This is a genomic window from Chitinophagales bacterium (assembly GCA_016787225.1).
Classification (GTDB): Bacteria; Bacteroidota; Bacteroidia; order Chitinophagales; family JADJOU01; genus CHPMRC01.
The window spans coordinates 77,458-91,516 of the sequence record JAEUUY010000022.1; the positions used below are offsets into that span (position 1 = coordinate 77,458).

13 protein-coding genes and 1 tRNA gene are annotated in these 14,059 nt (G+C 37.1%); 8 read left to right on the plus strand and 6 right to left on the minus strand.

The window, feature by feature from the left end; all coding sequences use genetic code 11:
- Positions 1-852, plus strand: a complete 852-nt coding sequence (locus JNL75_08170) for a neutral zinc metallopeptidase (protein ID MBL7789784.1) — start codon at positions 1-3, stop codon at positions 850-852.
- On the opposite strand, the gene JNL75_08175 is transcribed toward JNL75_08170, so the two are convergent.
- The 5 genes from JNL75_08175 to JNL75_08195 form a co-directional block, all read right to left on the minus strand.
- Complete coding sequence (locus JNL75_08175; GenBank protein MBL7789785.1) at positions 849-1,496, minus strand: hypothetical protein; 648 nt, start codon at positions 1,494-1,496, stop codon at positions 849-851. The genes JNL75_08170 and JNL75_08175 overlap by 4 nt on opposite strands.
- A 5-nt stretch (positions 1,497-1,501) precedes the next feature.
- The gene (locus JNL75_08180; protein ID MBL7789786.1) at positions 1,502-1,810 is read right to left on the minus strand and encodes a type II toxin-antitoxin system RelE/ParE family toxin; all 309 of its coding nucleotides are present in this window, start codon (positions 1,808-1,810) and stop codon (positions 1,502-1,504) included.
- Positions 1,798-2,034 (minus strand): hypothetical protein, encoded by a 237-nt coding sequence (locus JNL75_08185; protein ID MBL7789787.1) that lies wholly within the window; start codon positions 2,032-2,034, stop codon positions 1,798-1,800. Before JNL75_08185 ends, JNL75_08180 begins: the two co-directional genes overlap by 13 nt.
- Before the next feature lie 100 nt (positions 2,035-2,134).
- Positions 2,135-3,538: a dihydrolipoyl dehydrogenase gene (gene lpdA, locus JNL75_08190; GenBank protein MBL7789788.1), complete on the minus strand. Its 1,404-nt coding sequence runs from the start codon at positions 3,536-3,538 to the stop codon at positions 2,135-2,137.
- 67 nt (positions 3,539-3,605) lie between these two features.
- Positions 3,606-3,965, minus strand: a complete 360-nt coding sequence (locus JNL75_08195) for a four helix bundle protein (protein MBL7789789.1) — start codon at positions 3,963-3,965, stop codon at positions 3,606-3,608.
- A 170-nt stretch (positions 3,966-4,135) separates the two neighbouring features.
- Between JNL75_08195 and JNL75_08200 the strand changes: the two genes are divergently transcribed.
- From JNL75_08200 to clpX, 7 genes are all read left to right on the plus strand, one after another.
- Positions 4,136-6,553, plus strand: coding sequence for a transglycosylase domain-containing protein (locus JNL75_08200; protein ID MBL7789790.1), 2,418 nt, complete (start codon positions 4,136-4,138; stop codon positions 6,551-6,553).
- A complete protein-coding gene (locus JNL75_08205) occupies positions 6,554-6,892 on the plus strand; it encodes a hypothetical protein (protein ID MBL7789791.1) in 339 nt (112 codons plus the stop codon).
- Between the two features lie 81 nt (positions 6,893-6,973).
- Positions 6,974-8,509, plus strand: coding sequence for a HAMP domain-containing histidine kinase (locus JNL75_08210; GenBank protein MBL7789792.1), 1,536 nt, complete (start codon positions 6,974-6,976; stop codon positions 8,507-8,509).
- Positions 8,510-8,572: 63 nt separating this feature from the next.
- Positions 8,573-8,657 (plus strand) — tRNA-Leu (locus tag JNL75_08215).
- Between the two features lie 63 nt (positions 8,658-8,720).
- Positions 8,721-10,142, plus strand: coding sequence for a hypothetical protein (locus JNL75_08220; protein MBL7789793.1), 1,422 nt, complete (start codon positions 8,721-8,723; stop codon positions 10,140-10,142).
- A gap of 134 nt (positions 10,143-10,276) precedes the next feature.
- The gene (locus JNL75_08225; GenBank protein ID MBL7789794.1) at positions 10,277-10,963 is read left to right on the plus strand and encodes an ATP-dependent Clp protease proteolytic subunit; all 687 of its coding nucleotides are present in this window, start codon (positions 10,277-10,279) and stop codon (positions 10,961-10,963) included.
- Between the two features lie 75 nt (positions 10,964-11,038).
- Positions 11,039-12,289: an ATP-dependent Clp protease ATP-binding subunit ClpX gene (gene clpX / locus JNL75_08230; protein MBL7789795.1), complete on the plus strand. Its 1,251-nt coding sequence runs from the start codon at positions 11,039-11,041 to the stop codon at positions 12,287-12,289.
- On the opposite strand, the gene JNL75_08235 is transcribed toward clpX, so the two are convergent.
- Complete coding sequence (locus tag JNL75_08235; protein ID MBL7789796.1) at positions 12,274-13,998, minus strand: hypothetical protein; 1,725 nt, start codon at positions 13,996-13,998, stop codon at positions 12,274-12,276. The two genes, clpX and JNL75_08235, sit on opposite strands and share 16 nt — an antisense overlap.
- Positions 13,999-14,059: the final 61 nt, after the last annotated feature.

Here is a 14,059-nt window from a genome sequence, read left to right on the forward strand (position 1 = left end):
ATGGAATGGCAAGGAAATAGAGAATCCACTAATGTAGAAGACCGAAGAGGCGGTGGTGGTGGCCGAAGAATAGCAGGAGGTCTTGGCATAGGCACCATAATCATAGCTGCTGTTGTATATTTTCTAGGCGGTGACCCTACGCAAGTTTTGCAGATGGGAAGTGGCAATCAAGTGAGTGACTATCAAGAAGCACCAAGCCATGCGAATGGCGTGAAGGATGAAGGTTGGGATTTTGCTAGTACAATTTTAGCGAGCACAGAAGATGTATGGAATACAGAATTTCAAAAAATAGGTATGCAATATCGTGAGCCCAGATTGGTGCTATTTACTGGTCAAACGGTCTCAGACTGTGGTGGTGCGCATGCTGCCTCTGGACCGTTTTACTGTCCTGCAGACAAGCAGATCTATCTCGATTTATCTTTTTTCAATGAACTCAATCGCAGGTTCGGGGTGAAAGGAAATTTCGCACCGGCTTATGTCATAGCTCATGAGGTGGGTCATCATGTGCAGGACTTGATGGGTATTACCACGAAAATACATCGCATGCGCCAGCAAGTTTCCGAAGCAGAAGGCAATAGGTTGAGTGTAATGCTGGAATTGCAGGCAGATTTTTTAGCAGGTTATTGGGCTCGTCGTGCCGGCAATTTAAAATTAACAGAAAACGACATTCGCTCTGCCCTAGAGGCGGCGAATGCTATCGGTGATGATAAACTTCAAAAAGAGTCTCAGGGTTATGTTGTCCCAGATGCATTTACACACGGCACCTCTGAGCAGCGTATGGAATGGTTTATGAGAGGTTTTAAGGCTCAGTCCTTAAATGAAGGAAATACCTTTCAACAGTTGGGGAGCTAGAGAGCTTCTTTATGAATTATAATTAATCCTGCATAAAAGTAAAGTTGTGCATTGTCTAATTTCAAGTGTTTGAAATAGGACAGGGCATCTGGGTGACTTGCCTGAGTAAATTCTGGAAGACCCGAAACCTGCGTATCTTCCACGCAATAATATCCTCCCACATTTAATCGAGGGAATAAAGTTTCAAAACTCTTGATGATATCCGAATTAACATGACTCCCATCGTCAATGATAATGTCCAAATTTTCGAATTGAGCTAGAAATTTTTCATCAGATTGATTGCCTTTATAGGTCTTAATTTGCCTATAGTCGAGTAGTGATTTATCGTAGATGTCTATTCCTAAAATTTTACTTTTAGGAAAAAACTTCGCCCACATTTTTAGGGAATTTCCTCCATACTTCGTATTCTCTCCGCCTCCTATTCCTATTTCCAAAATGCGGAGTTTTTGCTTTCTTTTTTCATGAAAGTAGTCTTGATAAATCGAGGTATAGCCATGTTCATACTTATCTGTACCATACAACTTGGCTAGTTTAGTGAGATTATTACGATAAAAAAAAGCGGGAATAGAATAGAGCCAATAACGAATAATTTCTCGTTGTTTTTCTGAAAATAGTCCTTTCAAAAAGGTTAATACTTGAACCATAAAGTTTAAACTTTTGTATGTTCAGGTATTTTACTTGGGTCTTGTGATGTATGGAATATATCGGCTATTAGTATTACATTTTCGAATCTTTTAAATATAATTTTATAATCATAGCATAAAATAAATTTAAAATCAGGAGCATAAGGTTCGTTAATCTCTAAGTAAGGATTAACTAGCAGATCATCTATAGCGTCAAGAATTCTTGAATAGACTTGACTTGCTATTAATTCTGTTGTTGTTTCACAGTAATAATTATAAATTTCTATTAGAGAAAATTGGGCATATTGAGCAAATCTTATGCTTATTTCTTCCATTTTGCTAAATTTTGTCTCATCTCCTCCATAGAAACAGTTCTTCCTTCTTCCAAGTCTCTCACTGATTGACTCAATCTATTTCTCAAGCCATCTTCGGTATGAGGATCGAGGTTTTTATTTGCATCATAGTTATAAAGAAGACTCGAGATATATTTAATAAAATATTCATCCTGAATAGAATCAATAAATTTTTTAGCTTTCTCTTTTTCTAACACTAAATCCATGTTCTATAGTTTTAAGTTAATACAAAGATACAAAAAATAACGGATTTGAATACCCTGTTCTATGTCTGTAGTCCACTGACGACCGACCACTTCTCACTATTTATACATGTATCGCCCGCTTGCTCGTAGCGTCCAAAGCTGCCTCTTTAAACGCCTCTGAAAATGTAGGATGGCCGAAACAAGTAATCGCTACATCTTCTGCCGATCCCCGATATGTCATAGCTATAGCTCCTTGCATAATCATATCGGCTACACGAGCACCAATCATCTGCACGCCGAGTATCTCATCCGTTTCTTGATGAGCTAGTACTTTTACAAATCCGTCGATATCATTTGCTGCTCTGGCTTTACCGCTGGCACGGAACGGAAATTTACCGGCTTTGTATGGAGTACCTTCTTTTTTTAACTCATCTTCAGTTTTGCCCACACCTGCTGCTTCTGGCCAAGTATAAGCTATGCCGGGTATCAAATGATGATTCAAGTGTGGTTTTTGTCCAGCTAAAAGTTCAGCTACGAATACACCCTCTTCCTCTGCCTTGTGAGCAAGCATAGGTCCAGCTACGACATCGCCAATAGCATAAATATTGGCGCAGGTAGTTTGCAAATTTTTATCTGTTGGTATTCGACCACGGTCGTCTAGGGTTATACCTATTTTTTCTAAACCTAGTCCCTCCGTATAGGGCTTGCGACCCACCGCTACGAGACAATAATCTCCTTCATATACGACTTCCTTGTCCTGACTATCGAGGGCTTTTACCGTAACTGTTTTTCCTTTTCGCTCCACAAAATTTACTTTCATAGAGGTTTGAATATCCATACCTTGTTTTTTCAAGACGCGCTGCAACTCCTTGCAGACCTCACTATCCATAGCTCCGCCTATTTTATCAGCATACTCGATTACAGTCACTTTAGACCCCAATCGATTATAGACCGATCCTAATTCTAATCCTATGATTCCACCACCAATGACCAATAAATTTTTAGGTGTTTCCTTCAAGCTCAAAGCCTCGGTAGAAGTAATGACACGTTCTTTATCTAATTTAATAAATGGAAGACTCGCTGGCTTAGAACCTGTCGCTATTATAGTATATTTGGTTTCTATCTGCGAGAGGTTGCCATCTTTATCTGTGATATTTATTTTATTAGCCGATTCAAAACTTCCTACTCCTCGCAAAACGGTAATATTATTTTTCTTCATCAAAAAATCTATCCCCTTCACCGTCATATCCACCACATTCGCTTTTCGGCTGATCATTTTCGGGAAATCGAGACTGAGCTTTCCCGTCATAATGCCATGTTCTTCAAATTCTTTGCGCGCTTTGAAGTAGTGTTCGCTACTATCGAGCAAGGCCTTAGAAGGAATGCAGCCCACATTAAGGCAAGTCCCTCCAAGGGTCTCGTATTTCTCAATCAAAGCGGTTTTAAAACCTAACTGGGCGCATCGAATAGCACCTACATAGCCGCCGGGACCAGAACCTATCACTACTACATCAAAATTGGACATATTGTAATTTTATTTTAGTCACAAAACTAAATTTTTATTTATTAAAAAGAATTAGTTTAAGGAAATTTTATTTGAATCGCTGTTTAGCGGTCTTGATATTCGTATCAATCAATTTTCTCAAGATGGTCGTTTCACGTTGAAGACTTTGAAAAGTTTCTTTGTCTATTAAATCGACCCCGAGCATTAATTCTAAATGAAACTCTGTCTGAATAGCCTTGAGATGAGCTCGCTGCAGGCAGTTGACAAAATGCTCTAGACTTTCAGAAAATTCAGCCTCACGTAGTCGGGCTCCAATCTTTGTACCCACTTTGAATACCTCACGTGTCAATATATCCTCTTCTTTTTGAATTCGTACATCATGCACAAGTTTTACTATTTTCACCCCAAATTCCAGTGACCTTTCTAATAATACATTTTTATTGACCATGAGTGCTTTATTTATTAATTCACAGTTACAAATTTAATTGAAATTTCAATAATTTCAATTATTTAAAACTTATAAGGACGCTCTAAGTAGCTATTCAAGGTAGTATATTGCTTTTCTTTAAGCAAATAAAGAAAGAATTTTAGCATAATATCTATATTTGCTCTAGAGATATGAAATTTTTAGAACAGCGAAAGATTCATTGGAAATGGATAGGAGGTTTTTTTCTAGCCATTATACTATTTTTTACCTTGCTCAATTTTGGATTGTTTGGAGAAATGCCATCCATTAAGGAATTGGAGAATCCAAAAAGCCACATGGCATCCGAGGTTTATGCTGCTGATGGCACTATGATAGGCAAGATATATACACACAATAGAGTTCCCTGCAATTTTAAAGAACTGCCGCCACATTTAGTCAATGCATTAATTGCCACTGAAGATTCTCGCTTTTATATACACTCAGGTATCGACCCAAAGGCCATTATGGGTGTGATAAAAGGCATGTTCACCACCGGCAATAGAGGCGGGGGAAGCACGATAACACAACAATTAGCTAAAAACTTATTCCCAAGAGGTAGGGTCAATGGTATTCAACTCGTATTTAGAAAATTTAAAGAGTGGATTATTGCCGTGAAGCTGGAGCGAAATTTCACGAAACATGAAATCATTTCTTCTTATTTCAACACTGTGGAGTTTAGTGATAATGCCTATGGTGTCAAAGCCGCAGCTAAGACATATTTTAATAAAAAAATCCAAGATATCACGGTAGATGAAGCTGCAATCCTGGTAGGTATGCTCAAGGCTACCTATACCTTTAATCCTCGTGTACATCCTGAGGCTTCTAAAGAAAGACGCAATGTAGTTTTGAGCAAGATGCATGAATACGGATTTCTTACTGATAAAGATTATGAAAAGTATAAATCTAAGCCTATAAAACTGAATTTTAATAATGACTTCTATACTGATGATTTATCTCCATATTTCATAAGCTATTTGAAAAAATATCTCAAAAATTATTTTCAGCAACACCCCAAGAAAGATGGCAGTTCTTATGATATTTACAGCGATGGTCTCAAAATTTACACTACGATAGATCTCAAAATGCAGAATTATGCAGAAGAAGCAGTGCAGGAGCATTTGAAATACTATCAAAAACTGATGTTTAGTCACTGGGCGGGCAGCAGTCCATGGTACAGTAGACCTTCGTTTTTCTTGCGCCATATAAAGAAAACACAGCGATACAAAGACCTCAAGGCTGCTGGTATGGAGGATGATTCTATTTATGCAGAGCTTAAGAAGCCCATCAAAATGACGATTTGGACCTATGACAATCCAAATAAAGAAGTAGAAATGTCGCCATGGGACTCCGTGAAGTATTATAACATGATATTGCAAGCTGGTTTTCTCGCGATTGACCCTGAAAATGGTTATGTCAAGGCTTGGGTAGGTGGCGCTAATTTTGACCATTTCAAATATGATCACGTCAATCCGGGTACTAAAAGGCAAGTAGGCTCTATATTCAAGCCCTTCTTATATGCTGCTGCTGTGGACCAGAAAGGGTATTCACCCTGTCATAGAGTGCCTAATGCTCGCATCGTATTTCGTCCGGGAAATCCTAAATGGAAGTTGGCAGCGGCTTGGAGTCCTTCAAATTCTGGTGGTGGATATGGAGGTTCGCCTACATTGACTCAGGCTCTTTCAAAGTCGCTCAATACGGTGTCGGCTAGACTGATGTATGAAGTGGGACCTTACGAAGTGATTAAGTTATGCAGAAATTTAGGAATAGATACTAATACCAAATTGAAACCTTATCCTTCTATATGTCTCGGGACACCTGAAATATCCGTATTCGAAATGGTGGGAGCCTATACCGCATATGCCAATGAAGGTCTTTATAATAAACCAATTTTTATCACTCATATTGATGACATGAATGGCAACACCATTTATGAATCCTATCCGACATTTAAAGAGGCTTTTCGACCTGAAGTAGCCTACGTCATGCAGGAGATGATGAAAGGCGTGGTAGACCAAGGGACAGCCAAACGATTAAGAGGCACCTATGGATTGAAAGGGGAAATATGCGGTAAAACAGGAACGACACAGAGCAATGCCGATGGTTGGTTTATAGGACTTACACCTAGATTGATAGCTGGTGTATGGGTGGGTTGCGACGATCGATTAGTGCGATTTAGAAGCACAGGATTGGGTCAGGGAGCCTCTATGGCTCTTCCTATTTGGGGTAAGTTTTTTGGTAAGTTAGCCAAGGACAAAGATTCCTCTTATAGAAAGCTATTAGACGCTAAGTTCGCAAAATTAGATTCTACGAAGCGAACGATCATTACAGACTGCAGTAAATATCAAGGCTGGGGTGCTGGTGCTGCTGGTCGTGCTGATTTGACTAAAATTGTAGAATCGGAAATCCCGTCGGATGTCATGGAAACAAAATATGATAATTTAGATGAAGATGATTTGGAAAACAAAATGAATTCTGAAAAACCTGCACCATCACCGGTCAATAAATATGAGCCTTCTCCTGCTGCTATTGATGAGAAAAAAGCTCCCGCTAAAAAATTAGAAGTTAAATAGATGAATTATTCAGAAATAAGTATAAAGGTAGGATTGAATGATGATAAAATCCCTACGGACATCAAATGGAAAGCCACGGATAGCGAAGTGAATCAATTAACAGACGCTAAAGCTTTTGGGCTCAATATTTGGGATCCCGTAGCCTCTCAATCACTTAATTTAACGCTATGGACAGAAGATATGCAGACCCATGAAATGCATTCTTTCTTTTTCCAATCTTTGCTCCAGCAAGTAGAAAATTATTGCAAAGCAACAGGCAATCCATTCGCAAAAGAAGATATGCTTAAATTTGTTCAGGATTTATCGAAAAAAACCTCGGACTGGGAGAATACAAAATAAGTTGCGAGCTACTAGTTACTAGTTATAAGTTGCTAGTTAATGGTATGAATTCCATATCTATAATATTTTTACATTTCACTTTTGAATAAACTGACTAGATTTTTTAAGACAAAAAACAAGGGTGAGATTACTCTCATGTTGGCTATAGTGGTATTCGCCGCAGTATCTATTTTTTATGCAAATAAGATAGCCGAGAGAATAAAAATGCAAGAGCAAGCTCAGGTGATTTTGTGGGCTAAGGCGATAGAGGAAAAAGCCAAAATTTTAAAACTATCCAACGAAATCTTTTTAAAACTAGCAGAAGAGGAAAGAAAAAAGGTGGAAATTACCTCTAGGGCGACTCAGCTACTCGCTAATGAAAATCACAATGAAAATACAACATCACTTTTTCTAAGTATTGTTACCCTCAATAATCAGATTCCATTGATTCAAACAGATGAAAACTTGGTCATTACGGATTTTAAAAATATAGATAAAAATGTCCAAAAGGGAATTGTATTAGATAAAGCTAAGTATCCTGATTTCTTTAAATATAAGCCCATAGAAGTCGTATTCTCCGATAAAAAAAACTATATTTTCTACAAAGAATCTATAATCTATCAAAATATATCGACGGTGATCGATAAATCTAGTGATCAGTTTATCAGTGAAATCACTAACAATGCTTCCTTGTTGCCCATTGTCTTATTAGATAAAAATAGAAAGCTAATTCAGTCAAGTAATATTCCAGAAGAAATCAAGGCAAATAGTCAGAAATTTAAAGATTACTTGGAAGAGCTAACCAATTCTCATGAACCTATAATTCTGGATATAGAGCCAGGCAATACAAAATTCCTCTATTATCAAAGTTCGAACCTGGCGTCTTTTGTTCAATGGTTTCCTGTAGTCTTATATTCTGTCTTAGCAGCTATTTTATTTTTGGCATTTGCTGCTATACGCAATGTCAGAAGGTATGAAAAAAACCAAATATGGGTGGGCATGTCGAAAGAAACGGCACATCAGCTAGGCACGCCTATATCCTCTCTAAGTGCTTGGCTAGAGGTACTCAATGAGAACGAAGCTCTACCACTGACACAGCGAAATGTAGTCATTGAAATGAAAAAGGATGTCAGCCGACTATCGTTAATAGCAGACAGATTTTCTAAGATAGGTTCCAAGCCCAAGCTAGATAGAATCAATCTCCACGAAATACTGACCACTTGTTTTGAATACCTCAAAAAGCGTGGGTCAAAGAAAGTGCACTTTCAGTTAAAAGATATTCCGCCTGATTTGTTTGTAGAAATTAATAAAGAACTTTTCGAATGGGTCATAGAAAATTTAGTAAAGAATGCCTTCGACTCCATTCATCATGAGGGCGAAATAGCTATTGAAACAAAACTAGAAAAAACTCAAGTCTGTATTGATGTAATCGATACCGGCAAGGGAATAGCACCCCAGGATATTGAAAAAATCTTTGAACCTGGATTTACGACTAAAAAACGAGGCTGGGGATTGGGTCTATCGCTCTGTAAGCGTATTATCGAAGAGTATTTTAATGGCAAAATCTATGTTCTTAGTTCGAGATTAAATCATGGGACAGTGATTAGGGTAGAGTTGCCTAGGAAAGCTAAAAAATAATTTCAGCTATTTAATTTCCATTTCCTTACTTTTGCAGTCCCTTAAACGGAAGATATAGATTTTGCGGGTGTGGCGAAATTGGTAGACGTACCAGACTTAGGATCTGGCGCCGCGAGGCATGGGGGTTCGAGTCCCTCCACCCGCACCAAAACTATTTAGAGACGTAGCCCAGCTACGTCTCTTTAATTTTAGAGAATATAATATCAAAATTATGAACGTAACACGAGAAACAAAGGCAGCTCAAAACGATATACTCAAAATCGAATTGACGAAAGAGGATTATCTGGACGGCTTTGAGAAAAAATTAAAGAAATACTCCAAAGAAGCCAATATCAAAGGATTTCGTAAAGGTGCAGCTCCGGCTGGAATGATTCGCAAAATGTATGGGGAGTCCATTCTAGCGGATGAGTTAAATCATTTAGCAGATACAGCACTTCAGAATTTTATCAAAGAAAACAATATTCGATTGCTAGGCAGACCTATGTTAGCTGAAAATCAAGAGACATTAGACATCAAACCTAATGAGGATAAGTCTTATGTTTTAAATTTTGAAATCGGATTTGAGCCGAGTTATACGATCGCATTAGATGGTTCTTTTTCGAAATATGAAATCAATGTCACCAAAGAGATGGTGGACAAGGAGATTGAAAATGTCATGAAGCATTTCACAAAGTTGGAAGACAGCGCTGATCCAATAGCTGATGGCGATACTATTTATTTCAACTTTGATAATGGAGCTGATATAAAAGGCGAATCTTTTTGCTCTACGGATGAATTGACCGAAATGGGTCTTAAATCTTTCGTTACTAAGAAAATGGGAGATAAGATAGATGGACTGGCTATGGAGCTGTTCAATAATGAAAAATTGGATGTAAAGCGATATATACTTCATATACAGGAGGCATCGGAAGAAGTAGAGGCGCAAGTAGCCAAGTCTATGACGTTTGAAATAACCAATGTGAAGAAGCGTGTCACTCCGGAGACCCTAACTCCAGAGCAGATAGCCCAGGTGACTAGAGATGAGTCTAAAACTACCATGGAAGACTTGAAACAGAGCCTAGAAGAGGATATCAAAAAGCAATACGACGAGCTTTCAAAAAATTTCTTGAGAAACGATGTCTATGAATATGCTTTGGAAAATACGAAAATGGAACTTCCTGTAGCTTTTTTAAAAAAATGGATAGCTTCTGAGGAAGAGAATAAAATGAGTCTGGAGGTCGTAGAGAAAGAATTTGCGAATATTGAAAAGTCTATAAAGTGGGATTTAATTTCGGCAAAGTTCGCTATAGAAAATTCTGTAAAGGTAGAAATAGAGGAAATCAAAAATGAATATAAAGCACGTTATGTGCAGTATTTCTTGCAGTCTGGCTATAATCCACCTGCGGAGCAGTTAGACAAATTCGCAGATGAGGCCATGAAAGACCAGAAGAATGTTCGCAAAACCTATGAGCAGCTGCTCGACACAAAAGTGCTAGATGGCATGAGTGCTCAGGTTAAAACAAAGTCTGTAATATTTACTGAAGAAGAGTTTATAGCAGAGAGTAAGAAGCGTAATGAAAAGCGCAATGCCAATAATCCTGCACATGGAGAAGAAGGTCATGTTCACGACGAAAATTGTGCGCATAATCATTAGTCTCTGATTAGCTTTTAGATTATTTTAATCTACTAAAGGCTTTTTTCTTGTAAATTTGTTTATCAATTTATAAACGTGTGAGCTAAATAGTTCGTAAAGGAATTATTATTCACTATTAATTATTAATTAACTCGATGGATCACTTAGGAAATGAATTTGTAAAATACGCAACTAAACATCATAGATTGAATGACAAGCTAGTCAATGATTTTATTTGGATGCACGGTCAGCCTTCATCCTATCTTACCCCCAATATTATAGAAGAACGCCGAATGAATGCAGTCGCTATGGACGTATTTTCGCGTCTTATGATGGATAGAATCATATTTCTCGGTGTTCCTATTTACGATGATGTGGCGAATATTATCCAAGCACAATTGCTTTTCTTAGAATCCACAGATGCTAAGAGTGATATTCAGATTTATATCAATAGCCCTGGTGGCTCCGTTTATGCAGGACTAGGCATGTATGATACTATGCAATATATCAATCCTGATGTAGCTACTATTTGCACGGGCTTGGCGGCTTCTATGGCTGCGGTGCTCATGTGTGCTGGTAAGAAAGGTAAGCGCACAGCACTTCCTCATGCCAGAGTGATGATACATCAGCCGCTCGGAGGTGCTGGTGGTATGGCAAGTGATATTGAGAATACGGTGATTGAAATGAATAAACTGAAAAATGAACTCTATACTATTATAGGAAATCATTCAGGGCAAACAGTTGACAAGATAGCTGCAGACAGTGATCGAGACTATTGGATGACGGCGCATGAAGCGAAAGCCTATGGTATGATAGATGAAGTCTTGGAGCGCAAAAAATAAAGTTATATAAATGGAAAGAATAAAAAGTTATTACTATCTGCTTTATCCAAAATTTAAAATTAAGAATTAAAAAATATTAGGTTGGCTAAGAAAAAAGCATCTGAGTATTGTAGTTTTTGTGGAAATCCTAGCAATAAGGTTTCATTCCTTATTAATGGATTAGAGGCACAAATCTGTGATAATTGTGCTGTAATGGCAGCTAAAATTGTGGAAGATACACGTCGAGAAGAAAATTCTTCGAAGTCTAGCTCTCCTACTGAATTTAGTTTTGACAAAAAGCCAAGTGATATTGTAGCTTATCTGAATGAATACATCATAGGTCAGGATTTTGCTAAGAAGGTAATCTCAGTGGCTATCTACAATCATTATAAACGTATTGCCAAACCAAATAATACAGAAGATGTAGAGATTGAAAAATCTAATATTTTACTAGTAGGCAATACCGGTACAGGAAAGACCTTGTTAGCTAAAACAGTCGCAAAACTATTAAATGTTCCTTTCGCCATTGCGGACGCTACAGCCTTTACCCAGAGTGGATATGTAGGTGAAGATATTGAGAGTGTCATTACGAGATTATTACAGAATTGTAATTATAATATTGATTCCGCTCAGAAGGGAATTGTCTTTATTGATGAGATTGATAAGATAGCTCGTAAGGGAGAGAATCCTTCCATAACGAGAGATGTAGCAGGCGAGGGTGTTCAGCAGGGGTTATTGAAATTATTAGAAGGTTCTGAGATTTTAGTGCCACCGCAGGGTGGTAGAAAACACCCTGAGCAACCTATGATAAAAGTAGATACTAAAAATATTTTATTTATCTGTGGAGGTGCTTTTGAAGGACTGGAGCGAATTATAGCGCAGCGAGTAAATAAGTCTTCGGTCGGTTTTAAAAAAACCAAAGAAATAGAGAGTGAAATTCAAAAAGAAAATTTACTCAAACAGGTGAATGCCCTTGACATTAAAAAATTTGGCATCATACCTGAACTATTAGGTAGACTGCCTGTGGTGGTTCACCTCAATCCATTGGATAGAAAAGCACTGCAAAAGATATTGTTAGAGCCCAAAAATTCATTGATTAAACAGTATATTGCTCTCTTAAAACTCGATGGCAAAAAGTTGGAGTTTAGTCAAGAGGCATTGGAGTTTATCCTTGATAGAGCTATGGAATACGAACTCGGTGCACGAGGCTTGCGTTCAATATGTGAAGCTATTATGACCGACGTGATGTATGATAGCCCGAATAGCAATCTAGAAAAAATTGTAGTGACCAAGGAAATGGCAGAACGCAATTTTAACCAAAATAGTGGTTATCAAGAAGCGGGCTGAGCTGCTTGATAACTAGATAGTAATTTTACAAACTCATTTTTCGCAAAAATTGCGGTTTCTTCGATATAGTTGGAATCGAAAGGAGACCTAAGCTCTGGAACTAATTTTGTTATATTTTTATAGTTGAGATTAGCTAAGTTTTTCGCTAATGTTTCCCATATTTCTATTCCGCGTTTCGGTTTTTCTTTGAAAATTTTGTAGATATTCAGTGCATTGATTATGGCCAAAGAATAATCAATGAGGTAAAAAGGACTGCCAAAATAATGGTCAGTTTCCATCCATTTATCACCATTGATAAAGTAGTCATTTTCCGAACTATCAAAGTAATTGCCGGTATATTTTTCTTGTAAATTTCTATAAACAGCTTGAATAGACTCCATAGATAGGTCATCTAATTTATAGATGGTTTCTTGAAATTCATCCCCCAATGCGCAGGTCATAGCTTGTATCAAGTGTCCTGAATAGTTGAGGATACAATACTTTTCGGCATCATTTCCAAAGTAAAGTTCCGCATCTTTTAAGCAGAGCATTTCCATTGAATGGGAAAAAATTTCAACAGTGTCAAGGGTTCCTTCAATGAAATATTTATTTGGATTATTAAAATAGGAAAGCACAAATTGTAAGGTATGCCCAAACTCATGTGTCAATACTCTAACATCAGTATCATTATTCTGAAACTGCGAATAAATTAATGGTGTGTCAATTTCACTGACATAGGTAGCATAGCCCATATTAACTTTATTGGGTCTATCCATATAGTCAATGCTATTCGCGTCGAGCATAGATTGGTATATTTGGAGCCAGTCTTGTGACAATCCTCCTAAAACTTGTTTAAGTTTATCGATCGTTACATCTTCTTTTTTTTCTTCCAACTGAGGAAACCCATCGTTAAAGAAATTGTTGTCATAATATGTTATGTTCTCAAGATGTAAATTTTTCTTCTTGAATGCGAAAATTTGTTGATATACTTCTTTAAAATTTTCGACGACGGCATCTCTATATTTTTTCAAATCCTTGTAATCATAGCCTATACGATTCCATTTTATCAAAGAAAATTCCACATACGAATCATAGCCCAATTCTTTAGCATAAGCATTTCTAATTTTAATAAGGTCGATGAGTTTTGTATAGAAGAAGACTTTATTTTTCGTATGATACGTTGCTAAGGCATCAAATGCTTTTTTTCTCTTCTGTCTATCCGCATCTTTCACATAGTTATATAGCTTACTGACAGGTATTTCTCCGTCTTCCCACTTTACTTTTGACTGAGATTTAAACTCCACGAGCTCTCTTTCTAGAGTACTTTCCTTTTGCATCAGCTCTCTAGCTTTCTCGTTTATTTCATATGAGGAATTTTTAATATCGTAATATGAATTATCGCCAAATTCTGTCTTAATTTCATCCATAAATGGGCTATCGGAAATTATTTTTTTCAATTGACTATCGCGAACAATAATTTCTGGATAAGTTTGAGTATAAAACTCATAGTTCGATTTTAACTCAGTCTGTGTGGTATCTCCAAAGAATCGAAATTGATTGAGTTGATATTGCAATCCAAATTCATTCTTAATCTCTTGAAACTTCTTAAATTCAGCTTTAAATTCTTCAAACCTTTTAGCGTCTTTGATATTCTTAAGTTGATTATCCAAATTGTTAAGGACTTCGGTCTTGTCTAATTTTACTAATGCGATAGTATTTATATTTTGCATATTTAACGAATTATATAAATACAAATGTAGCCAAATAGCTAATTTTGAATGTCAAAATATA

What these genes read in the sequence shown, in the direction of transcription:
- JNL75_08235 (MBL7789796.1), bottom strand. Translation starts at nt 13,998, where the DNA reads ATGCAAAATATAAATACTATCGCATTAGTAAAATTAGACAAGACCGAA.
- JNL75_08180 (MBL7789786.1), bottom strand. Translation starts at nt 1,810, where the DNA reads ATGGAAGAAATAAGCATAAGATTTGCTCAATATGCCCAATTTTCTCTA.
- JNL75_08170 (MBL7789784.1), top strand. Translation starts at nt 1, where the DNA reads ATGGAATGGCAAGGAAATAGAGAATCCACTAATGTAGAAGACCGAAGA.
- JNL75_08185 (MBL7789787.1), bottom strand. Translation starts at nt 2,034, where the DNA reads ATGGATTTAGTGTTAGAAAAAGAGAAAGCTAAAAAATTTATTGATTCT.
- JNL75_08195 (MBL7789789.1), bottom strand. Translation starts at nt 3,965, where the DNA reads ATGGTCAATAAAAATGTATTATTAGAAAGGTCACTGGAATTTGGGGTG.
- JNL75_08175 (MBL7789785.1), bottom strand. Translation starts at nt 1,496, where the DNA reads ATGGTTCAAGTATTAACCTTTTTGAAAGGACTATTTTCAGAAAAACAA.
- lpdA (MBL7789788.1), bottom strand. Translation starts at nt 3,538, where the DNA reads ATGTCCAATTTTGATGTAGTAGTGATAGGTTCTGGTCCCGGCGGCTAT.
- JNL75_08200 (MBL7789790.1), top strand. Translation starts at nt 4,136, where the DNA reads ATGAAATTTTTAGAACAGCGAAAGATTCATTGGAAATGGATAGGAGGT.
- JNL75_08225 (MBL7789794.1), top strand. Translation starts at nt 10,277, where the DNA reads ATGGATCACTTAGGAAATGAATTTGTAAAATACGCAACTAAACATCAT.
- JNL75_08205 (MBL7789791.1), top strand. Translation starts at nt 6,554, where the DNA reads ATGAATTATTCAGAAATAAGTATAAAGGTAGGATTGAATGATGATAAA.
- JNL75_08220 (MBL7789793.1), top strand. Translation starts at nt 8,721, where the DNA reads ATGAACGTAACACGAGAAACAAAGGCAGCTCAAAACGATATACTCAAA.